Source organism: Metabacillus hrfriensis (assembly GCF_030127205.1).
In the GTDB taxonomy this organism is placed as follows: Bacteria; Bacillota; Bacilli; order Bacillales; family Bacillaceae; genus Bacillus_P; species Bacillus_P dongyingensis.
In genome coordinates this window covers 1,794,954-1,815,834 of sequence record NZ_CP126116.1, presented here as the reverse complement: position 1 = coordinate 1,815,834, position 20,881 = coordinate 1,794,954, and the positions used below count along the sequence as shown (strand labels likewise).

The window sequence follows — 20,881 nt, the reverse complement described above, 5'->3', positions numbered from 1 at the left end:
GTTGGGGACTCTTTTTTACGAATTGGAACACGGTTTTTGCTAATTGAACCACTGTATAAGAGTTGGTCCTTATAAATTACAAGACGTTCACCCTTATTTAACATGCATATAATAATTAAATGGCCAAAGGCAGATAAAAATGAGGCATTTTTCATGGCTTTTCTGTTCAAAATGCAGACTTGTGAGTTAATTGCCGATTTTTGCGAATAGGATCATAATTTCTGCGAGTTGGAGGCTCATTTTTACGAATTGGAACACGGTTTTTGTGAATTGAACCATGATTTCTGCGAATTGGAGCCCCGTGTTTAAACATCGGCAGATGCGAGTCGGATACTCCCTGACTGTGAAACGTTTACTTAATGAAAAATTCCGCCCCGCTTATTAAAAAATGCCCAAATCCAGCTGGAAATGGGCATTTTTTAATCATCTTCAACCTTTAAAGCTTCGTCCGTATATCCCAAAGTTCCGGAAAGAATCGGTGATCGAGCACTTTCTTTAAATAGGTGACTCCGGATGACCCGCCTGTTCCTTTTTTGAAGCCAATAATGCGTTCTACTGTTTTCATATGCCTGAAGCGCCATTGCTGCAGCCAGTCTTCGATATCAATCAGTTTTTCTGCAAGTTCGTATAGGTCCCAGTATGCCTCTGGGCTCCGGTACACCTCAAGCCAGGCAGTCTCAACCGCAGCATCACCTTTGTAAGTTACGGTTACATCCCTGTTCAGTGTTTCATTAGGTATGGGCAGGCCTGCTGCTGACAGTGCTTTAATGGAAACGTCATAGATGCTTGGTTTATGGAGAGCTTCTGTCAGCTTGCGGTGCAGGTCTGGATCTTTTTTATAAATTTCCAGGACATGTGTGGTTTTGTACCCCAATGCAAATTCAATCATCCGGTATTGATAAGACTGGAAGCCTGATGCCTGTCCAAGCTTGTCGCGGAACTGGACGTATTCTGATGGTGTTAAGGTAGAAAGAACATCCCAGGCTTCAATAATTTGGGATTGAATTTTTGATACGCGTGCAAGCATTTTAAAAGCCATAGACAATTCCCCTTTTTCAATGGCTTCAATGCTTGCGTTCAATTCATGAAGGATCAGCTTCATCCACAGCTCGCTTACTTGATGGATGATAATGAACAGCATTTCATCATGATGGCCAGATAACCGGTTCTGGCTGCTGAGCAGCGGATCTAAATGAAGATACTCCCCGTATGTCATCCGATTGATAAAATCGGTGTGAATCCCCTTTTCGTCTTTTGGATCTTTCATTTAAACTCCCCTTTTTCAAAAGTAAAGGAGCTTAAGCTATTGCTTTAACTCCTTTACTTTTTGGTCAAAATCGTCTTTTTTTGATCCTCTGTAATGACATTCATTTTTTGAAATAAATCAGCATAGAATGCGAGTTTATTCGGACGTTTCCACATTCTCATCATACTCACCCTTTTTGCGCCGAGGCAACTTTTTTAACTATACTAAATAATATGTCGCGCGGGTAAGTATGTGACAAGCAAATTACGCTTGGTAAGAAATTTTTTCAAGATCAAGAAGGACTGCCTTTAGATCTGTTTGTGTGCCTGCATAGCCTGTCAGCATTCCTTTAGCGCCAATCACCCGGTGACATGGGATGAAAATTGGCAGCGAATTTTTCTTGTTTGCCTGTCCGACTGCACGGACTGCTTTTGGTTTGCCGATTCTGACGGCAATATCGAGGTACGTACGGGACTCTCCATATGGAATCTCTTCAAGTGCAGACCAAACATGTTCTTGAAAAGCTGTTCCTGTCTGCTTGAATGGCAGCTGAAAAGAAGTTCTTTTTCCTTCGAAATATTCGGTTAATTGTTTTATTGCATCCTTTAATAAAAGATGATCATCATCTGCTTTCCGCATCGGGTGATTCTGCACATAATCTTCGAATTGTTCCTCAGAGAGAAACAGCCTTGTAATGAAGTGATCATCTGCAGAAATGATCACCTTGCCAATAGGTGTGTGAACTGCTGTATATGAGTGCATAAGGCTTCCTTTCACATGGTTTGTTTGATCGGCAGTGTGATGTGAAACGCCGTCCCATTCCCAACTTTGCTTTCAACCTCCACTTTGCCGCAGTGCTCTTCAATAATTTTATAGCTGACCATTAAACCAAGCCCGGTCCCTCTGTCTTTTGTAGTATAGAATGGTTCCCCCAGCCGCTTGATTTTATCTTCAGGAATCCCGGATCCTTCATCGATAATGGAGATTTTAAGTTCATTTTCATTTTTAAGCATGATATCTACTTGTATGGTGCCTCCGCTTGGCATGACTTCAATCGCATTTTTCAAAATATTAATAAATACTTGTTTTAGCTGGTTTGGCTCACAATAAACAAGCGGAACAGAACCATTATGGTTCAATTGAATCTGGACATTTACCAGGATGGCCTGTGCATTAAGGAGCTCAATCGTTTCCTTCATGATGGTGACCACATCTTTTTCCTGATAGGAAATTGCCTGGGGCTTGGCCAGGATCAGGAATTCAGTAATAATGGATTCAATTCTGCTCAGTTCAGAGGTAATGACATTGAAGTACATTGAGAAATCTTCTTTGACATTCGCTTCAAGAAGCTGAATAAACCCCTTTAAAGCAGTCATTGGATTGCGGATTTCATGCGCAATCCCCGCTGCGAGCTCCCCGACTACACTCAGTGTGTCTGATTTGCGCAAACGTTCTTCCAGTTCTTTCTTTTCCGTGATATCCCGGAAGATCGCGAGATTCATGTTTTCAATAATATTACGCTTTAATGAAAATTCCAGGATTTTTTCTTTATTATTTTGAAGCTTAAACGGGATTTCTTCTGTCGTTTCATCGAGAAAATACATCGAATTCCCTTCTATTTTATCGTAGGAAATCAGTTCATGCAGGTTATATTTGTGAATTTGGTCAAGCGGAATTTCAAGGATATGGCTTGCTGTCGGATTCGCGTCGATAATCGTGTAGCTGTCATTAATCAGCACAATGCCGTCCATTGCACCGTTAAAAATCTTTCTGAACTTCTGCTCGCTTTCTCGAAGCTCTTTTTCCATGCGTTTACGGTCGCTTACATTCCTTAGAATGGTTAAATGATGGCCATCTGTCACGTCCATTTTTGAAGTGAATTCAAGCTGTTTGCATTGGCCGTTTGGCATGTAAAACAATAATTCCTCCCGGATGGCGCCTTTTCGCAAATATTCTTTTTTTGCAGATCTGAACTTCAGATCGCGTAAGTCAATAAAGTCGTAAATACTGCTGCTGATTAAATTCCCGATGGACAATTCAAAAGTTCGGCAGGCTGACTGATTGGCACTGATGATTCTGCCGTCATTGTTCCAGATGATGATGGCATCGATCGCATTTTCAAAGATCTCCCTGAAGCGTTCCTCACTTTTAAAGAGCTTCATTTCCATATTCCGTTTATCGGTAATATCTCTCATAATCGCCATATTGAATCCGCTCAGCACATTTGATGTTGAGGTGAATTCAAATACTTTTTTTCTTCCCGACTGAAGGAGAACAGGCATTTCCCCTTTAGCGCGGCCGCCTTCATTCAGGATCGACCATAGTTTATCGAGTTTAAATTGATTTTCCCCTTCAATAAAATCATCCAGCTTAAACGAACTCAGCATGCTTTTATCGATTTCAAAGTTTGAACAGAATGATCCGTTGGCATCAATAAACTGGCCGCTGCCATCAAAAATGACGATGCCGTCTACAGCCCTGTGAAAAAGATCTTTAAAGAGCTGCTCATTAATCGTCCGTTCCCGCTCAAGCATTTTGTTTGAGGATATATCACGCATTAATGCTAAATGTTTCGTTCCGAGTGCGTTTTTCTTGATGGAAATCTCGATGAATTTCACTTGTCCATTGTCGAGCTTGATAATCAGTTCATCTGATGTCTGATCATGATCTCTCAGTTCATCCACTTGTTTATGAAGCTGCTGATGAGGAACAAGAGATAAAAAATCACACATTTTCCGCTTCTGCATTTCTTTTTTTGTCAGCTGAAAAAGATGACAGGCTGATTTGTTGCAATCTATAAAATGGAATGTCTCATTAATAATGATGATGGCTTCCATTGCGCTTTCAAAGACTATTTCATGTTGACGGCTGTTTTCCAGAAGGCGTTTATTTTCCATTTCCAGCAGCCTGATCTGCTCCTGCAAAGATGTTATTTCACATTTATTAATAACTTGGCTCATGCTTTTTTCGCTCCTTGCCTCCGGGCAAAATTTCATCCTTTCTAAATTCAACATAAAAATGAATTGTCCTTCATCATTTTCAATTAAGTGTCATTTTTACTCCTAAGGACCTATTCAAAAAGAACGATCAGATAAAAAATGCAAATATTTTAACATTTTACATAATCCTTACATGTTCTTTACAATCCCATTAAAATGGCTTATATTCCATTTTGGCTGTTTTAAACTCTATATAAGATGGGTAAAAGGGTAATTGAGATAGCTTGTGGGGGAAACTAAACTCGGAAGCCTCTTATGACTTCTGTGAAAATGGGTGATTGTATGAAAAATCGTGAGAGCTATTTCGATAATGCGAAGTTTATACTGATCATACTTGTGGTGTTTGGTCATGTCATTCGCTCGTTTATCGATGATAATGAATTTATGCTGAATGTATATAAATTAGTTTATACCTTTCATATGCCGGCTTTTATCTTAATTTCCGGGTTCTTTGCGAAAGGATATAACAAAAAGGGCTATGTGCAGAAAATCTTTAAAAAGCTGATCATTCCTTATTTGATTTTCCAGGGAATTTACTCAGTGTATTACTTCTTAGTAGAATCGGAAAATACGCTTGCAGTTGATCCATTAGATCCTCATTGGTCATTGTGGTTCCTGATGAGTTTGTTCTTTTGGAATCTGTTCTTATTCGCCTATACAAAGCTCGATAAGAGACTTGCGATGGTGATTGCGATCGGTCTCGGCATAGCAATCGGCTATATTGACTCAGCAAGCAATTATTTAAGTGTATCAAGAACATTTGTGTTCTTCCCGCTCTTTTTAGCAGGATTTTACCTGAATAAGTCACATTTCAGGAAATTAACAGCCATAAAGGTTCGTTTAGCATCTATTGCCTTATTGCTTGTTACGTTTATTGCTTATTTCTATCTTGACTTTGATTACGAATGGCTGTTTGGCTCTAAACCATATTCTGCTTTTGGTGATGTTGACGCCGCAAATGCATTCATTCGTTTAGGGTTTTACAGTTTGACGTTTGTTCTTTCTTTTAGCTTTCTTTCCCTGATTCCGAAGAGAAACTTTTTCTTCACTCAGTGGGGAACAAGAACATTCTATGTCTATTTGCTGCACGGTTTCATAGTAAGATCGTTCAGAAACAGCGAAGCTCTCGAATGGCTAAAGGATTATCAGAGCATCACACTGATTATTCTTCTGTCCATTCTGTTAACGTTTATCTTATCAACAAATTTTGTCAAAACTGTGACTCAGCCGATCATTGAGCTGAAAGCAACAAACTTGAAGAAATACTTTAAGAACAGAGAAGAGAAGGTTCAATACCGTTAGAAAAAAGGAACCGGCTGTTCAGCGCAGGCAGACAGATAAGGCTCCGCCGTTATAGATGAGGAGCTGGACATCAATGTGAAAAAACCATCACCTGTATCAGGTGATGGTTTTTCCATGTTTTTAACCTCCTTTTTTTATGGGTAAAATATGATAAAATAGATTGATTCAAAAATTAAGGTAGAAGTGGTGTTTTAAATGAAAGTTGTACTGAGTACATTAAATGCAAAATATATCCATACAAGTCTTGCCCTCCGCTGTTTAAAAGCACATGCACAGCCTGAATTCGATGTTACTCTTGCTGAGTATACGATTAAGGATCCTGCGATGAATGTCGTAACAGATCTTTTCCGCATGCAGCCTGATGTCGTCGGTTTCAGCTGTTATATATGGAACATAGAAGAAACAATCAAGATTATTAAAATGATGAAAAAAATAAATCCATCTCTCATTATTCTTCTTGGCGGTCCGGAAGTAACGTACGATACAAGAGAATGGATGGAACAGATTCCAGAGGTCGATCACATCGTTATTGGTGAAGGAGAAGAAACATTTAAACAGTTCCTACAGGAGCTGATGGAAGAAAAAAACTTCAAAAACGTTAGCGGGATTGCCTATAGAGAGAACGGCAGCATTATCATTAATCCGCAGCGAAATAAAATCAATCTTGCAGAACTTCCCTCTCCTTTCCGTTTCGAAGAAGATATTCCTCACCTCTCAAAGCGCGTTACTTATATTGAAACGAGCAGAGGCTGTCCGTTCAGCTGCCAATTCTGTCTTTCATCGATTGAAGTAGGCGTCCGTTATTTTGATCGCGAAAAAGTAAAAGATGACATTCGCTACTTGATGAAAAATGGAGCTAAAACGATTAAATTTGTGGATCGCACATTTAATATCAGCAGAAGCTATGCGATGGAAATGTTCCAATTTTTAATTGATGAGCATCTGCCCGGAACCGTGTTTCAGTTTGAAATTACCGCGGACATCATGCGTCCTGAGGTCATTCAATTTTTAAACGATAACGCCCCTAAAGGTTTGTTCCGTTTTGAAATCGGCGTTCAGTCTACAAATGATGCAACAAATGATCTTGTCATGAGACGCCAGAATTTCAGCAAGCTGACACGTACGGTCACAATGGTGAAAGAAGGCGGAAAAATTGACCAGCATCTTGATTTAATTGCTGGTCTTCCCGAGGAAGATTATACTTCTTTCCGCAAAACCTTTAATGACGTTTTTGAAATGCGTCCTGAAGAAATGCAGCTTGGTTTCCTGAAAATGCTGAGGGGAACAGGTTTGCGCCTGAGGGCTGCTGATCATGATTACGTCTATATGGATCACTCTCCATATGAGATTTTGAAAAACAATGTGCTTCCGTTTGAGGACATTGTGAAGATTAAGCAAGTTGAGGATGTATTAGAGAAGTATTGGAACGACCATCGTATGGATGCAACAATTGAATATTTAATTAAAGACGTCTTTGATACACCGTTTGACTTCTTCCAGGCATTTGGAACGTATTGGGACGAACAGGGCTGGGTCCGCATCGGACATCAGCTTGAAGACTTATTTAAACGCCTTTTCACCTTCCTGTCCTCTCATTATAGAGAGCAGGCAGCTATAGCAGAAGGCTTTATGAAGTTTGATTACCTGTCTTCTCAAAAGCATAAACCGCGAAAGCCGTGGTGGGATGATATGCTGTCAAAAACAGAGAGAAGCAAGCTGTATCAAACCATTCTCTCTAATCCAGGCATTCTTGGTGAAGAGTTTGAAAAGAAAGCATTTGCTGAAAAAGATTTATACAAGCACACTGTCCTTGATAAAGTGCCGTTTCAGCTGGATACCTATTTAAAAACAGGCGAGCTGATCATGGGAGAGAGCATTGTGCTTGTGCACTATGATCCAATTACGCTTATAACAACGCCGTATGCAGTTACTGAGCAAGTGCTTGAAGATAAAGTAAGTTAAAACGGAAAGCGAAAAGCGAGAGTTAACACTCTCGCTTTTCGCTTTTTTTAGATTTCTTCGCCTTTTTCTCCGCATAAGCATCGATAAATTTGGCTGAATTGTAATCGCCCATTTCTGTTCCAAACTCTTCTTCAAGAAGACTTGGCTCCATCGGCTTTTTATGCTGCTCGCTGTGTGCGCTTTTGTGTGTGTTTTTTGTCATCTGAATGATCCTCCAGAGCGCCCTTTGCTTCCGTTTTTGCTGTTGCGGTTTGCGCCCTTTGCCGGATTTTCCTGACTATATGCAGATTCCGCTGCGAACTCGGTATCAGGCAGGCTTTCTTTCGGAGTAAAATTGTTTTTCAGCGCTTGATCTCTTGCAGCTTTTCTTTTCATGAAAATCCCCCTCATCAGAAGTGTGAGAATTTCTCACTGTTTTTAGTGTGAGTCTTTCTCTTCATCTTATGAGAGGGAAAACGAGTCAATTGTGTTCTTGTTTATGCTGATAAGCAATGAGAACGATCTCTTCGCCTGTTACGGCGCGCAGCTCATTTTCCATTTTCTTCACTTTTTCCAAGTATTCATCCTGAAGCATTGCTACTGGAAATTCCTGATTCATGCTGATCACTCCTTTTTTAGTAGGATAACCAATTCCTGATCAATTCTTTCATATCAAGCACTTTATAAGAACATACTAAAAATGGAGGTGAACAGGATGAGCAAAAAGGATGAGTATTCTTTAGATGAAACCCTTCCCCATCAGGCAGGCGCCCCATCGTGGAAAGGTACAGGCATCAGTATGCAAAAGCCGTTTATAAATGAGCATGGCGTCGTAATTGGCGACAGTTTTTATGAATCCAGACAATCTCCTTTGAATCAGTGGAGTGATGAGGTCGATCCTGCCGTCATGTCCGGCGATCAATGGGTTCATCCAACAAACGACATCGGCTGGAATACGAGTGAGAACCGTGAGCTGATTGAAAGCAAAAAAAAGCCCGGGGGCTTCCCATTTATGCATCCTGATAAAGATGCAGGCTATGGACAGGACTAGTATACGAATCGGAGTTTACCATTTTTCCCCAAGCTGTTCGAATTGGGGAAAAATATTCTCAAAAGAAAATGGTCGTTTTCATTTGAATTGCGAAAAATGGTTCTTTTCATTATTTTTTGTCAAAAAAGAAGCTGCTTAACGCTGCTTCTGAAAAAACATCTATTTATTGATTATCATTCAGATAATCTGAGAGTAGTTCTGATAGTTCAGGGCCCTTTTTGATCCATTCTGTCTGTTTAAACTCTTTAAATCCGTCACCGCCTGATGCAAGATAGTTGCTTGTTGCAGCTGTATAGGTGCGGTTATCCTGAATTAATTCTCCCTGAGCGGTCTTTAAATCACTGATTCTTTCGCCTGCTGGCGCATTTCTATTGATGGAATAAGTAATTCCTTCTGTCTGAAGCAAATTCTCTGCCTTTAAAGCCCACTGCTGTTCCAGGATGCTCTTTAATTCTTTTCCTGTCATCGAAACCTTAACGGCGTAATGATGAAAAGGAAGAGCGGCAATTAACTGCTGCTTCGTAATAGTTCCCTCTTTTAAGCTTTCACGTATTCCGCCATGGTGTACCATAGATATTTCTGTGTTCATTTCCTCGTTCAGAGCGCTTGCTATGAAGCCTGCTAATGGTGATTCACCTTGATCATTCTTTTTTCTTGATAAATTTTGAGTCAGGTTTCCAATGGATGTGCTGTATTCCTCTCCAAGCCTATCCTGATATTTCTTAATTAAATCAAGGGCTGCTTGATCAGGCTTGACGGATTTGTGTTCAGTTAAAACGATCTCAGCCTCTTTTTGAACAATTTCCTTCTTTTTTCGGTCAATCGTTACTTTCACGTCTGAGACAGCTTTTCCGTAGGAGTAGCTTTGAACAATCAGCTTATTATCTACGACCGTGTTGGCATGCTGATGACTGTGCGCTCCAAAGATTACATCGACTTCATCACTTATATATGCCGCCATCTCTGTTAAATCTTCACTAGCGTTCTCCCCGTTTTTATCTGACTTCGCTGCAACATGCGCCAGTACAACGATTGCTTTGATCCCTTCTTTGTTGAGTTGTTCAACTGTCTGATTAATGGCTGCTGCTTCATCGGTGATTTCAATTTGATCCTGATTTTCCGGCAGCAAAAATTGATTGGTCTCTGTTGTAACAACACCTATAAATCCAATTTTGATACCATCAATTTCTTTTATGGAATATGCGGGAAACATCGGTTTTCCTGTTGCTTTATTGATGACATTTGCTGAAATATAATCCGAATGAGTGCCTTTGAAGAAACCTGTTTTTGGATGGAATCCGCCGTCTATCAGCCGCGTAAGTTCGTTTGCTCCCTGGTCGAATTCATGATTTCCGGGAGTACCGACATCAACACGCAGCTGATTTAAAAATTGAACGGTCGGTTCATCTTGATAAAGAGAAGAAATAGGGGGACTTCCGCCTGTCATATCACCCGCATGAACAAGCATCGTGTGTTCGTGCTCCTGTCTCAGTCTGTTAATATGAGCAGAAAGATACTCTGCCCCGCCGACTTTTTTTCCTGAAAGCACGGAATGCGTATTCAGCTGTCCGTGCAAATCATTCATACCAAGCAAATGAATCTCTGACAGCTGATTTTCATCTGTACCAGCCCGGCCCTGGCTCCCGCCATAGACAGAAGCAAGAAAAAGGATAAAAACGAATAAAAAAAACATGGATGCAATTTTCACAGTATGTTTCAAATCGGCTTCCCTCCTTTTGATGCTTCTAACGTAGCACGCCAGAATGAAGCGCATCTAAAGTACAGGTAAAGGATTGTTAAGTTTTGTTAAGAAAAACATTTATCCCTTAACAGAGGCTCCTGATTCATCTTTCTCTTTTCAGAAAACATGAAATCCTTTACAATAGGATATTGAGGCTGCAATTCATAACATTACCACAATCTAACATCCCCTTTAATCGTAAAAAAGAAGTATACTTTAGTCAGTTCCAATGATTTAAAGAAATGAGGGTAATACATGCGTTCAGATAATCATCTCCAAAAGAAAAAGAGCCGCAAAAAGAATATATTGGTCTTTTTCTCTATCCTGACTCTTCTGTTTGCAGGGTTTGCATGGTTCGCCTACGATCAATTTGTATCAGGCATAAATCAAACAGCAGCAGAAGCAAACATTAAAAAAACTGAATATACATTTAATGGCCAAAAAGATGAAAATGGAAACACAAATGTTCTGGTGCTTGGCAGTGACTCAAGAGGAGAAAAGCATGCCCGCACAGATACAATCATGATTGCTCAGTATAATGAAAACACAAATAAACCAAAGCTGCTTTCCATTATGCGTGATTCCTATGTGGAAATTCCGGGACACGGTCAGAACAAAATAAATGCCGCATTTGCAATAGGCGGTCCCGATCTGCTGCGCGAAACAATTAAGCATAACTTTGATATCGATATCCAGCACTATGCAATCATTGACTTCAAGGGGTTTGAAAGCATGATTGACACAGCATTCCCAGAAGGTGTGGAAATAAATGTTGAGAGTCAAATGTCAGAAAAAATTGGTGTAACGATCGAACCTGGTCTTCAGAAGCTTGATGGTGAGCATCTATTAGGGTACGTGCGCTACCGCGGCGGAGCCGACAGTGATTTCGGCAGAGTAAGACGCCAGCAGGAAGTCATGAATCTTTTAATGAAAGATATGCTCACTATAGAGGGTGTAACCAAATTGCCTAAACTTGCAGGAGTTATCACACCTTATATCAATACAAATGTGGATACGTCTACAGGCATTTTCATTGCAAAAGACATTATCACGAATAAATCCGATTTGGAAACCATGCGCATCCCGGTTGACGGCAGCTTTGAAAATGCCAGATACAATGGAGCCGGATCTGTTTTAGATTTAAATATTGAAGAAAATAGAGAAGCGATCAAAACATTTATGAATTCATAAAAAAAGCTATTGCCGGCGGCAATAGCTTCTTTTTTAGCACAAAAGAGAGTTTTGCTTGTTTCAAGGTACCATAGGCAATCGCCAATTTTTTCGGCACTGCTTGGCAATAAACTCCTTCTAGTTTACTTTTATTTCAGATAGCTTGAAAATACTTGTTTAACCTTCGGTACGACATAGTGACTGCCTCCACGGTCTTTCACGTCCTCAACCATCATCGTTATCAAAAGTTCAGGATTTTCCATGTTCATCCCGACAAACCAGCCATTTTCCTTCCCGATTTCTTCCTTAGTCGTTTTCAGTTCAGCGGTTCCTGTTTTGCCGGCCAGCATAATATTTGGTAATTTCGGCTCATGTGCTGTTCCGGTTGGATCTTCAACGACTTTGATTAAATCAGACAAAATAATGGAGGTATTCTCTGGGCTGACAATCGCTTCTTTCCAAATCTCAGGCGCAGGCTGATCTTTTTTCTCAAGATAAGGCTTCAACATGCTTCCTTCGTTCAAAAAGACAGTATAGGCTGCAGCCAGATGCATAGGGCTCATTTGCACTTCACCTTGTCCATAGCCTGAGTCAGCAAGCAGAATTTCTTCAGCTGCTAAATCTGAAGTTGAAATGGAGGAAGTCGCAATTGGAAATGGATAATCAATCTCTTCACTGAATCCAAATTCCTCCAGGCCCTTTTTAAAGGCTTCAGGTCCGATATCTAAAGCTGCCTGAGCAAAATAAATATTATCTGATGAGACAAGCGCACGTTCGAGATTAACAGATGAATAGGTTTCCGAAACTCTCGTAATCGTATATTTGCCCCATTCAGGTCCTTTTTGCCATGTTGGACCATTAATTTTCTTAACAGCTTCAGGCTCAATGGCCCCGGTCTTTAAACCGACTGCTGCTGTTATTGCCTTAAATGTAGAACCCGGTGAAAAGGTTTTATTAAATTTGGCACTGAGAGGTTTTTGCGGATTCTCAGCCAATGCACTGTACGCAGCACTTGACATGCCAAATACAAATTGATTCGGATTATAGGACGGACTGCTGACCATTGCGAGGGTTTCTCCTGTTTTAGGATGAAGAGCCACCGCTGTGCCTGAGTCCCCTTTCAGCTGATTATACAGCTGCTTTTGCAGATCTGAATCAATTGTCACCGTAATGTCTTCCCCATTTTTCGCAGGCGTTTCAGCAATTGTTTCATTTGAAGAATCAATAAAAATTCTATAGCCCGATTTTCCTCTCAGGCGTTCCTCATAAACATATTCAAGCCCGGCTTTACCGATTTGCGAGGTGCTTGTATACCCTTTATCCTTTAAGTCCTCAAGCTGCTCCGCTGAAATGCTGCCGACATATCCGGATAGATGGGCAGAACTCTCTCCCTGCGGATAATATCTGCTGTCAACATCTGCTTTTTGAAAGCCCGGAAGTGAGGTTACTTTTTTAAGCAGCTCTTTATTCGCTGGATCAACTTTCATGATCGGTACAGAGACATTCGGCTTTACCCAGTTGGCTGAAAGCTTTGAGTCTATATCTTCAACAGAAAGATTCAGCAGTTTCGCAGCTTCAGCCTTTACTTTTTCAGGATTGTCGCCAAGCTGACCGGGAACCACTTGAATTTCAGGAACTTTCGCCTGAATGGCAATTCCATTTCCGTATTTATCAAAGATGCTTCCCCGCAGGGGCTTGATTTCAGAAACACGGACAGCATCTCCTTCTTTCAGCTGCGGAAAAATCATCGATGGATTCCACGCTAAAAACCAATTTTCTTCTTTATCCGCCTCTTCCTGAACAAAAACAGCATCCTGTTTAAATTCAACGGGACCAGCAAGTGTTTCCATCTTTAAAGCATATGGCAGAGAAGCTTTTTTCTCATCTCCCCTGTCTGCTTCCTCTTCCGGTTTGTCATATGTAACTTTCAAATTGCTGACTTCTATGGATTGATAGATTTTTTTGTATCGTTCTGTAAACTCTTTTTCTGTCATTTTGTTTTTTGCGTCTGCTGATAAGAAATCATACATTTCGTTAAACTTTTGCTCATTCCAGAGGCTCACATATTCCTGAAATCTCTCTTCGGGCGTTGGCCCTTTAGAACAGGCGCCTAAAACGATGATCAGCAAGACAATTGCTGCTAAAATACAACTCTTTTTCACAATATCTGATCTCTCCCATTTGTTGATAGTATAAGTATAGCACAGACAAGGGATTATTTTCCTTATAGATGTTTCTTACTCCACAGCCCATAAAAAAGCAGGCACATAATACACGCCCGCTTCTTTTATTTATCCTATAATGACACGTTCTTTCGGATAATGATAATTTGGTTTTACTTCTTTTGAACCGATAATGTAGATAAAGGTTACAATTCCAATTCTGCCGATAAACATGAGGATCATAATGATGCATTTTCCAATAATGCTCAAATCAGGTGTAATTCCCATTGAAAGCCCTGTTGTCCCGAATGCAGAGCATACTTCAAACAGGATTTCGATGAAGGTGAACCTTTCCGTAATGGATAAGATGAACACGGATGTAAAGCAAAGAACGAAAGCCATCAAAGTAACAACCAGTGACTTTTTCACATCATCCTCGTGCAGCTCTCTTTTGAAGATTTTGATCGTCTTGTTTCCTTTTGCAAAGTGATAAAGCGCCAGTAAATTCAGCGCAAATGTAGTAGTCCGGATTCCTCCGCCGACTGAGCTCGGGGAAGCACCGATAAACATCAAAACACATAAAATCAGCAGAGTTGCCTCTGAAAACAGGCTGACATCCATGGTTGCCAGCCCGCCGCTTCTTGTTGCGGTTGACTGAAACAGCGAGTAGAAAAGGGTTTCATGCCATGATTTGTCCTGAAAGAAAAATTGAAATTCGAGTAAAGCAATCATTATTGTGCCGCCAATAACCAGCAAACTATATGTAACCGTTGTAAGTTTCGTAAAAAGCGTAAAACGGTATTTTCCCTTTTTGCTGAATAAAAAGGTTTTCACCTCTATTAAAACAGGGAAGCCGATAGCGCCTAATGTAATCAAAAGAATAATGACAAATTGTATGAAATAATCATCAGCATATGGAATCATCGAAGCACCCGTAATGTCAAAGCCTCCATTTGTTGTTGCACTTACAGAATTAAAAAAGCCGTGCAGGAAAGCTTCCTGCCATGTTGGATAGTATTTCAGAAAATAGATGCCGAGAATCATGCCGCCGCTGAACTCGATAAGCAGGATTAAAAGCAATATTTGCTTCATCAAATTTACAATTCCCGAAAGTGCATATTGATTTTGATCCGCCATGATCAATCTTCTCTCTCTGAGGCCAATTCGTTTCCCGACTATCAGCCAGATAAAGGTACCGAGCGTCATGACTCCAATTCCTCCGAACTGAAGAACAAACATGAGGATAAATATACCTGGTACGGTTAAAGTATCTGATATATTAACAACACTTAATCCAGTCACGCTTACTGCGCTTACAGCTGTAAAAAGACCGTCCATAAATCCCCATTTCACCCCTTCCTGATGGGCGACAGGAAGGCTCAGCAAGGCTACCGAAACGCTGACTGCGATAATGTAATAGGCTGCAATCAGCTGAAACGGAGTTAATTTTTGCAAGAATAATTTAAATCGTTTCATTGGTTGGTTCATTCCTTAAATAGTGGGGTTAACTGCATGTTCTCTATCATAATGAAAAGCAGGGCATCTGAAAAGGGGTATACGGAAATTTTACGCAGAAAGATTCGGCCTAAGTTCATTTTCAACATGAACTGAATAAATCATACCTGACTGAATTTCAAGAGCAAAAGTGCAGGCGCCTTGGTCAGATCGGACAGGCAGATTAGAATCCGACAGAAAATTTCGGGTTTGACTTTTATTGCTGGTTCGTTCTGAACTAGGATTTAGGCGACGTAGCTGGACACAGATACTTTTTCATTATCCATAATTTGACTTTATGTTCTAAACAACAAAAAAAGCAGATGAGATCATAGTCTCATCTGCTTTTCCCTGTTTATTTGGCTTCTAAACGGCGAATTCTCTCATCTAAGTCAGGATGTGTTGAAAATAGAGCCAGTCCGCGTTTACCGTTGATTTTTAGCGTCGCAACGGAGGATTGTTCGTTGTTAACCCGCTGTGTATATCCTTTTAGAGCACGAAGCGCATGAACCATTTTGTCCTTGCCGGCAAGATCCGCTCCGCCATTATCTGCATGGAATTCACGGTGGCGTGAATAAGCAAAAACCACAAGACTGCCAAGAATAGAGAACAGCAGCTGGAAGATAAGGATCGCTATGAAGTGAACAATTGGAGCCATATCTTCTCTGACAAATCTCGATGCTGCCCATGCTGCAATTCTTGCAAGGAACACAACAAATGTATTTACAACACCTTGAAGCAATGTCATTGTCACCATATCACCGTTTGAAATGTGCGCAACCTCATGGGCAAGCACACCTTCAACCGCAGCATCATCCATTTCCTCAAGGAGTCCGGTAGATACGGCTACAAGTGAATTGTTTTTTGAAGGACCTGTTGCAAAGGCATTTACCTCGCGGGATTGATAAACTCCCACTTCCGGCATCTTCGTTATTCCCGCAGCTCTTGATAATCGATGGACACGGTCTACGAGATTTCTTTCATAAACTGAAAGTGATTGATCAGGCTTTAAAACCTTGACCCCCATCATCATTTTTGCCATCCATTTAGACATCAGCAGTGAAATAAATGACCCAGTAAAACCTACGACTGCACTGAAAACAAGCAAGCTTATGAGATCGATTCCACCAGAAGCATTTACATATGATCCAACTCCTAAAAGCGAGAGAACAACGCCAATTGTAATAAGCACAAGAATATTTGTTAAAATAAATAGGAAAATACGTTTAGCCATCTTGCACCTCCATTATTTTGAGTTCAAGTGAACTTGTATTATAATCATATTATAATTAAAATACATAAGAAAAAGCAAATAAAAACACTTTGGAAAACTCAGGAAAAGCGGACTTCTCAAAGGGAACTAAATGATAAGAAAAGAGGTGTGAGGGTGAATACAATTCAGTTAAAGCGATCTGACATGGCCAGACTGCTGCTTGCTTTAAAAGGGGAAAGCGGACATACGCCGCTTGAACTGCTAAACCAGTTAGGCATCCGAAAAGACGGACCAGACGACGTATTGCCTGATTTTATAAAAAATCATAAACCATTTCCAAGAGGCCTATCAACAAATGAAATTGTCGCACTTGCAAAGCTGTGTGAATTGACGTCTCTGAAGTCAACATCCATTCAGAACTGGATTAAGCGGGATATAAAAGAGTTGATCGGCGCACCTGAACTTGGCAAAAAGTATTCGATTGAACAGGCTGCCATACTGCTGATTGTCAGAGATTTAAAATCGGTTTTTGATTTTGATACAATCAGGCAGCTCTTAATGAGCTTATTTAATACGATATCAGACCGAAGCGATGACTTAATCTCTCCTTTGACTTATTATGCCGCATATGGAGAGATTCTCGAAAGAATGGAGTCCATTACAGTTTTCTCCTTATCTGAGCACGAAATGGAGGAGGAAATCTTAAAAAAGATCGAAGCATCCAGGGATGTTTTTCAAGATCTTTCGAATGAATTATGGATACAGGTAAAAAGCATATTAACGGTTACCGTTCTGTCTGTGCTTGCCTCTTATCTTCAGAGAAGAACAGAGCTTTTTTTTCATCAGCATCTTGAACAGAAATAAAGATTACCTCTGCATATACATCTGCAAGTCATCATTCTGCTTCCCTGTTAAAAGGTCCCGGATGAGGCTTGCGAGCATGTAGCTGTAGATGGTGCCATTTCCGCCATAGCCCAGTAAAAACAGGCAGTGCGGCAGCTCAGGATATTCTTTAATCATCGGAAGCCCGTCATGAGTACTTCCAAACACACCTCCCCAGAAGTATTCAGCCTCAAGCTTCAGTTCAGGAAAGAGCTTTTTTACTTCCATCAGAAGCTGATCTTTTTTATGGATCAGCTTCGCTTCTATTTTCTCTGCTTCTATTGTTTTTTCATCAAGCCCTCCTGCTATAATTCGGTTATCGGCAGTTGTTCTTAGATATAAATAAGGTCTTGCTGTTTCCCATATAAGCGTTTGACCGTGCCATATTTCTTTCTCTTTAAGCCTGTTTGTGGCGATTGCATATGTACTGGACAAAACAGCATTCTTTTCGCATCTGATTTCCTGATTGCGGTATCCGGCTGCCATGATTACCTTCTTGGCTTTAATACTTGCCCCGCCTGCGGTATACATGATGGCATGGCTTTCCTCAAATTTTCTCCCGTTGATCTCAGTCTTTTCAAAAACACGCACACCCCGAGCTGCCGCAGCTTCAATTAGAGAAAGTGCAAGCTTATAAGGGTTAACTTCTGCGTCACCTCCCGACAAAATTGCTGCAGGCTTGTTAAATCCATACATTCTTTTGATATCGGAAGCGCTCAGCCACTCTGCCTGAAAGGAATGCTTCTTCAGCATGTCATATTCCTTTCTCAATGCATCTGCGTCTGCCTCCTCAGATGCATAATAGAGAGTCTCTCTTATTTTAAAGTCAGGATTGATTGATAAGGATGGAACCAGCTTATCTAACCCTTTCAGTGCCTGTTCACAAAGCCGGTAATGCCTGACAGCAGTCTCCCGGCCAAAGGAGTTTGAGCAGGCTGTAAGCATTTTATCATTCGAATATTGCAGCAGTCCGGTATTTGTACTGGAACTTCCGCAGCCGGCCCGATCCATTTCAACTAACACAACATTCAGATCTGTTTCGCTCAGAAAATAAGCACAGTGGGCGCCCGACTCGCCGCCTCCGATAATTAATACGTCACAGCAAATATCCATATCCAATGGTGGGTACGGTTTATGAGTAACTGTTTCAGGCCAAAAAAACGTGCCGCTTCTAATCTCCATCACTTCACCGCCTCTTATAAAGCATAAAGGTAGTTTTTGTAATTCCAAATCCTTTCATTCAGGCATATTCATGCCGTCATACGGTGACAATTGCCAGTATATTATTTCTGCCTGAATCAACACTATAGGAACAGCCATATCGGGCTGACCAATTAAAAAAGGAGTTGAAAACAATGGCACGCAGCAGCAACAAATTACTTGTTCCAGGAATTGAACAGGCACTGGATCAAATCAAATATGAAATTGCCCAGGAATTTGGAGTTTCGCTTGGATCTGACACTGCAGCACGATCAAACGGATCTGTAGGCGGAGAAATTACAAAGCGCTTAGTCGCTCAAGCACAAGCAGGACTCGGCGGACAACCCTCTAAAACTGAATAACATGGCAAAAACCGCCGGGTGCATCCACCCGGCGGTTCTCCTGTTATCAGCTATGTAAAAATACTAAAAAGCGCCAATCCGATCCAAGTCATACTCTTATTTTGGCACTTTAAGAATTAATCACGATCAAATCTTGACCCCTCGTCGTTATCTTCATCATCATATCTGTCTCTGTCTCTATTATATTGATCATTGTCCCTATGTCGCCTGTCATCGTCGTCATCGTCTCTGTCTTCCTCACGCTGCCATTTGCCCTTTTCCTCTTCACGCCGTTTTTTCTCAGCTTCTTTTTTTGCTTTTTCAGTTTCTTTATTGGTATTTTTTATCGATACCTTATCTTTTGGCTCAGGGGTAATTTTATTCTTCTCCGGAATAGTCTCTTTCAGCTCTTCCTCTTTGTTTTCAGGCTTTTCTTTTTTTTCCGGTATTTCAGAAGGCGGTTGTTTTTCTTTTTCTTCCTCAGGAGGCTTTACAGCTGGAGGCGTTTTCTCGCTGTTTTCTTCATTACCCTGAATGGGTGTCTCTTGCTTTCCTTCTTCTGCCTCGCCATTATTTTCGTTTGAAGGAGCAGTTTCTGCAGGCTGTTTTGCAGGATTTAATTGCATATACTTGCCGGTTGAAATGCCTTGATCTGCTGCTTTATTTCTTGTCTCAACATCAGATTCAACTGCACTGACTTTTACATTTTCGTTTTTATATGAATCCTTTAACTGGGCAACGTCAGCCCGCATTTTCTTTTTGACAGATTCATGTTTGTCATCTGTGGTGACGGTCGTTATGAATATTTCTTTTTCTCTCTTTAAGTAGCCTAAATCTTTGCTTTTGTCGACAATCTTGGAAAAGACGTCTGAGATCTTGCGGTTTTTCCAGTCTTTTATATCACCAAGCATTTTTTTCCCATCTTCATTCATCGGCTCTATCTGCACGACCTGAAGCTTCTCATTCAATCTAAGTTCAAAGCTTGGATTGATATCAATTGTCATGTAAGCATACACTTTGTCATCTTTAAAAACGGGCAGCACTGTAAAAAAAAGAAGAATAAGAGCCATACCTGCCAATAACCCGTTTCTAATTCCGCGCAATTTAAAGATGCTTAACGACTTTGCCCTTTCGCTTGTATCTGAAAGTTGAAAAAAAGTAATTTCCTCACCCAGCTCGTATGAACGTTTTTGTTTATTTGCTTTCAAAAATTGTCCATCGGGGGTAAGTAATGTGACGTAATCATCATTTCGATCAACGACGATCCCTTTTTTCATGATTGAAGCACCCCTCTTATATAGTCTTTCAGATAAATGTAATCCCCAGATAAAATAATTGTCATTGCAATAATATATTTTCTATTTCTCTCTATTGTTTTGCGACTGACAGATACAAGCGTCTCAAGCTGTTTGACCGGCAGCTGTTTTTTTGTGAACAGGATGCGCTTGAGTTCATCATGTTCAATAAGTATTTGCGCCACCTTAATTGCATTTTGTCTTGCGTCCATATGCTTTGGAGATTGCTCCATCAGTTCTGAAAAAGACAAGCCAAATTCCTGCAGGACTTTCTGAAAGTATATAATCTCTTCTCTGCGCTGTTCTTGTTCAATCAGTTTCTGATGCTCTTCAATCGACAGATCCGCCTCGATCTTGCTTTGCGAGGCCTCGCCTTCTTCATGCTCCTGAAGGTCAATGTTCACTGTCTGCGCATTTCTCGCCTCTTTCCGGATATAATCGATCACTTTTCTTTTTATAATCAATTCGGCGAATGCAAGAAGCGAGCTTCCTTTCTCAGTTGAATACTTTTCAATGGCCTCATTAAAAGCAATAAGCCCTATACTGAATTCATCGTCTCTCTCATCAATGTACCTTTTACAAACCGAAGAAACGGTTTTTGCCACGAAAGGTTTATATTGGTCAATTAGTGTGTTCTGCATTTGCTGATCCCCATCTTGTATCTGCAAGACGGTATCTTCTAAAGTTGGTTTCTTTTTGCCAAGTTTAAACAGTAGGCTAAGCACCGGTTCTCACCTCAGTTTCTCCCATATTACTTCGTATAATCATAGCTAATTTGCAAGGAGAGCGCAAAGGAAGAAAATTGGAATTATGCTTGCCCGTCGGATAAATGGAATTGGGAGAC

General features: G+C 40.6%; 19 protein-coding genes. 6 read left to right on the top strand and 13 right to left on the bottom strand.

Annotated elements, in window-relative coordinates; all coding sequences use genetic code 11:
• Window positions 1-436: 436 nt before the first annotated feature.
• The 3 genes from kynA to QLQ22_RS08960 all read right to left on the bottom strand — a co-directional run bounded on the left by kynA (window position 437) and on the right by QLQ22_RS08960 (window position 4,206).
• The gene (gene kynA, locus QLQ22_RS08970) at window positions 437-1,267 is read right to left on the bottom strand and encodes a tryptophan 2,3-dioxygenase (protein ID WP_223441431.1); all 831 of its coding nucleotides are present in this window, start codon (window positions 1,265-1,267) and stop codon (window positions 437-439) included.
• 243 nt (window positions 1,268-1,510) lie between these two features.
• Complete coding sequence (locus QLQ22_RS08965) at window positions 1,511-2,008, bottom strand: methylated-DNA--[protein]-cysteine S-methyltransferase (protein ID WP_284016486.1); 498 nt, start codon at window positions 2,006-2,008, stop codon at window positions 1,511-1,513.
• 11 nt (window positions 2,009-2,019) lie between these two features.
• Window positions 2,020-4,206: a PAS domain-containing sensor histidine kinase gene (locus QLQ22_RS08960; RefSeq protein ID WP_223441424.1), complete on the bottom strand. Its 2,187-nt coding sequence runs from the start codon at window positions 4,204-4,206 to the stop codon at window positions 2,020-2,022.
• 321 nt (window positions 4,207-4,527) lie between these two features.
• On the opposite strand from QLQ22_RS08960, the gene QLQ22_RS08955 reads away from it, so the two are divergent.
• Window positions 4,528-5,547: an acyltransferase family protein gene (locus tag QLQ22_RS08955; RefSeq protein ID WP_223441421.1), complete on the top strand. Its 1,020-nt coding sequence runs from the start codon at window positions 4,528-4,530 to the stop codon at window positions 5,545-5,547.
• A 195-nt stretch (window positions 5,548-5,742) separates the two neighbouring features.
• Window positions 5,743-7,509: a B12-binding domain-containing radical SAM protein gene (locus QLQ22_RS08950; protein ID WP_223441419.1), complete on the top strand. Its 1,767-nt coding sequence runs from the start codon at window positions 5,743-5,745 to the stop codon at window positions 7,507-7,509.
• Window positions 7,510-7,531: 22 nt separating this feature from the next.
• On the opposite strand, the gene QLQ22_RS08945 is transcribed toward QLQ22_RS08950, so the two are convergent.
• From QLQ22_RS08945 to QLQ22_RS08935, 3 genes are all read right to left on the bottom strand, one after another.
• A complete protein-coding gene (locus QLQ22_RS08945; RefSeq protein ID WP_223441417.1) occupies window positions 7,532-7,711 on the bottom strand; it encodes a hypothetical protein in 180 nt (59 codons plus the stop codon).
• Window positions 7,708-7,884 carry a hypothetical protein gene (locus tag QLQ22_RS08940; RefSeq protein ID WP_223441415.1) on the bottom strand — a complete coding sequence of 59 codons (177 nt, stop codon included), beginning with the start codon at window positions 7,882-7,884 and terminating at the stop codon, window positions 7,708-7,710. Before QLQ22_RS08940 ends, QLQ22_RS08945 begins: the two co-directional genes overlap by 4 nt.
• Before the next feature lie 85 nt (window positions 7,885-7,969).
• Window positions 7,970-8,107: a hypothetical protein gene (locus tag QLQ22_RS08935; protein WP_284016484.1), complete on the bottom strand. Its 138-nt coding sequence runs from the start codon at window positions 8,105-8,107 to the stop codon at window positions 7,970-7,972.
• A 96-nt stretch (window positions 8,108-8,203) separates the two neighbouring features.
• Here QLQ22_RS08935 and QLQ22_RS08930 point away from each other — a divergent pair, with 96 nt between their 5' ends.
• Window positions 8,204-8,539, top strand: a complete 336-nt coding sequence (locus QLQ22_RS08930; protein WP_284016483.1) for a DUF3905 domain-containing protein — start codon at window positions 8,204-8,206, stop codon at window positions 8,537-8,539.
• A gap of 163 nt (window positions 8,540-8,702) precedes the next feature.
• On the opposite strand, the gene QLQ22_RS08925 is transcribed toward QLQ22_RS08930, so the two are convergent.
• Complete coding sequence (locus tag QLQ22_RS08925) at window positions 8,703-10,259, bottom strand: bifunctional metallophosphatase/5'-nucleotidase (protein ID WP_284016482.1); 1,557 nt, start codon at window positions 10,257-10,259, stop codon at window positions 8,703-8,705.
• A gap of 276 nt (window positions 10,260-10,535) precedes the next feature.
• Here QLQ22_RS08925 and QLQ22_RS08920 point away from each other — a divergent pair, with 276 nt between their 5' ends.
• The gene (locus QLQ22_RS08920; protein ID WP_223441406.1) at window positions 10,536-11,471 is read left to right on the top strand and encodes an LCP family protein; all 936 of its coding nucleotides are present in this window, start codon (window positions 10,536-10,538) and stop codon (window positions 11,469-11,471) included.
• Between the two features lie 128 nt (window positions 11,472-11,599).
• Here QLQ22_RS08920 and QLQ22_RS08915 read toward each other — a convergent pair whose 3' ends face one another.
• The 3 genes from QLQ22_RS08915 to htpX all read right to left on the bottom strand — a co-directional run bounded on the left by QLQ22_RS08915 (window position 11,600) and on the right by htpX (window position 16,340).
• Window positions 11,600-13,612 (bottom strand): penicillin-binding transpeptidase domain-containing protein, encoded by a 2,013-nt coding sequence (locus QLQ22_RS08915; protein ID WP_223441403.1) that lies wholly within the window; start codon window positions 13,610-13,612, stop codon window positions 11,600-11,602.
• Window positions 13,613-13,741: 129 nt separating this feature from the next.
• Window positions 13,742-15,088 (bottom strand): TrkH family potassium uptake protein, encoded by a 1,347-nt coding sequence (locus QLQ22_RS08910; RefSeq protein ID WP_284016480.1) that lies wholly within the window; start codon window positions 15,086-15,088, stop codon window positions 13,742-13,744.
• A gap of 373 nt (window positions 15,089-15,461) precedes the next feature.
• Window positions 15,462-16,340, bottom strand: a complete 879-nt coding sequence (gene htpX / locus QLQ22_RS08905) for a protease HtpX (protein ID WP_223441399.1) — start codon at window positions 16,338-16,340, stop codon at window positions 15,462-15,464.
• Between the two features lie 153 nt (window positions 16,341-16,493).
• On the opposite strand from htpX, the gene QLQ22_RS08900 reads away from it, so the two are divergent.
• On the top strand, window positions 16,494-17,183 hold the full coding sequence (locus QLQ22_RS08900) for a DUF1836 domain-containing protein (protein ID WP_223441397.1): 690 nt from the start codon (window positions 16,494-16,496) through the stop codon (window positions 17,181-17,183).
• Between the two features lie 3 nt (window positions 17,184-17,186).
• On the opposite strand, the gene QLQ22_RS08895 is transcribed toward QLQ22_RS08900, so the two are convergent.
• On the bottom strand, window positions 17,187-18,383 hold the full coding sequence (locus QLQ22_RS08895) for an NAD(P)/FAD-dependent oxidoreductase (RefSeq protein WP_223441394.1): 1,197 nt from the start codon (window positions 18,381-18,383) through the stop codon (window positions 17,187-17,189).
• A gap of 173 nt (window positions 18,384-18,556) precedes the next feature.
• On the opposite strand from QLQ22_RS08895, the gene QLQ22_RS08890 reads away from it, so the two are divergent.
• Window positions 18,557-18,763: an alpha/beta-type small acid-soluble spore protein gene (locus QLQ22_RS08890; protein ID WP_223441390.1), complete on the top strand. Its 207-nt coding sequence runs from the start codon at window positions 18,557-18,559 to the stop codon at window positions 18,761-18,763.
• Window positions 18,764-18,879: 116 nt separating this feature from the next.
• Here QLQ22_RS08890 and QLQ22_RS08885 read toward each other — a convergent pair whose 3' ends face one another.
• Window positions 18,880-20,019: an anti-sigma factor domain-containing protein gene (locus QLQ22_RS08885; protein ID WP_284016478.1), complete on the bottom strand. Its 1,140-nt coding sequence runs from the start codon at window positions 20,017-20,019 to the stop codon at window positions 18,880-18,882.
• The gene (gene sigI / locus QLQ22_RS08880) at window positions 20,016-20,762 is read right to left on the bottom strand and encodes an RNA polymerase sigma factor SigI (RefSeq protein ID WP_223441384.1); all 747 of its coding nucleotides are present in this window, start codon (window positions 20,760-20,762) and stop codon (window positions 20,016-20,018) included. The genes QLQ22_RS08885 and sigI overlap by 4 nt, the downstream gene beginning before the upstream one ends.
• Between the last annotated feature and the right edge of the window lie 119 nt (window positions 20,763-20,881).

What these genes read in the sequence shown, in the direction of transcription:
- QLQ22_RS08920 (WP_223441406.1), top strand. Translation starts at nt 10,536, where the DNA reads ATGCGTTCAGATAATCATCTCCAAAAGAAAAAGAGCCGCAAAAAGAAT.
- QLQ22_RS08910 (WP_284016480.1), bottom strand. Translation starts at nt 15,088, where the DNA reads ATGAAACGATTTAAATTATTCTTGCAAAAATTAACTCCGTTTCAGCTG.
- kynA (WP_223441431.1), bottom strand. Translation starts at nt 1,267, where the DNA reads ATGAAAGATCCAAAAGACGAAAAGGGGATTCACACCGATTTTATCAAT.
- QLQ22_RS08945 (WP_223441417.1), bottom strand. Translation starts at nt 7,711, where the DNA reads ATGACAAAAAACACACACAAAAGCGCACACAGCGAGCAGCATAAAAAG.
- QLQ22_RS08950 (WP_223441419.1), top strand. Translation starts at nt 5,743, where the DNA reads ATGAAAGTTGTACTGAGTACATTAAATGCAAAATATATCCATACAAGT.
- QLQ22_RS08965 (WP_284016486.1), bottom strand. Translation starts at nt 2,008, where the DNA reads ATGCACTCATATACAGCAGTTCACACACCTATTGGCAAGGTGATCATT.
- QLQ22_RS08930 (WP_284016483.1), top strand. Translation starts at nt 8,204, where the DNA reads ATGAGCAAAAAGGATGAGTATTCTTTAGATGAAACCCTTCCCCATCAG.
- QLQ22_RS08895 (WP_223441394.1), bottom strand. Translation starts at nt 18,383, where the DNA reads ATGGAGATTAGAAGCGGCACGTTTTTTTGGCCTGAAACAGTTACTCAT.
- QLQ22_RS08935 (WP_284016484.1), bottom strand. Translation starts at nt 8,107, where the DNA reads ATGAATCAGGAATTTCCAGTAGCAATGCTTCAGGATGAATACTTGGAA.
- QLQ22_RS08885 (WP_284016478.1), bottom strand. Translation starts at nt 20,019, where the DNA reads ATGAAAAAAGGGATCGTCGTTGATCGAAATGATGATTACGTCACATTA.
- QLQ22_RS08940 (WP_223441415.1), bottom strand. Translation starts at nt 7,884, where the DNA reads ATGAAAAGAAAAGCTGCAAGAGATCAAGCGCTGAAAAACAATTTTACT.
- QLQ22_RS08955 (WP_223441421.1), top strand. Translation starts at nt 4,528, where the DNA reads ATGAAAAATCGTGAGAGCTATTTCGATAATGCGAAGTTTATACTGATC.
- QLQ22_RS08960 (WP_223441424.1), bottom strand. Translation starts at nt 4,206, where the DNA reads ATGAGCCAAGTTATTAATAAATGTGAAATAACATCTTTGCAGGAGCAG.
- QLQ22_RS08890 (WP_223441390.1), top strand. Translation starts at nt 18,557, where the DNA reads ATGGCACGCAGCAGCAACAAATTACTTGTTCCAGGAATTGAACAGGCA.
- htpX (WP_223441399.1), bottom strand. Translation starts at nt 16,340, where the DNA reads ATGGCTAAACGTATTTTCCTATTTATTTTAACAAATATTCTTGTGCTT.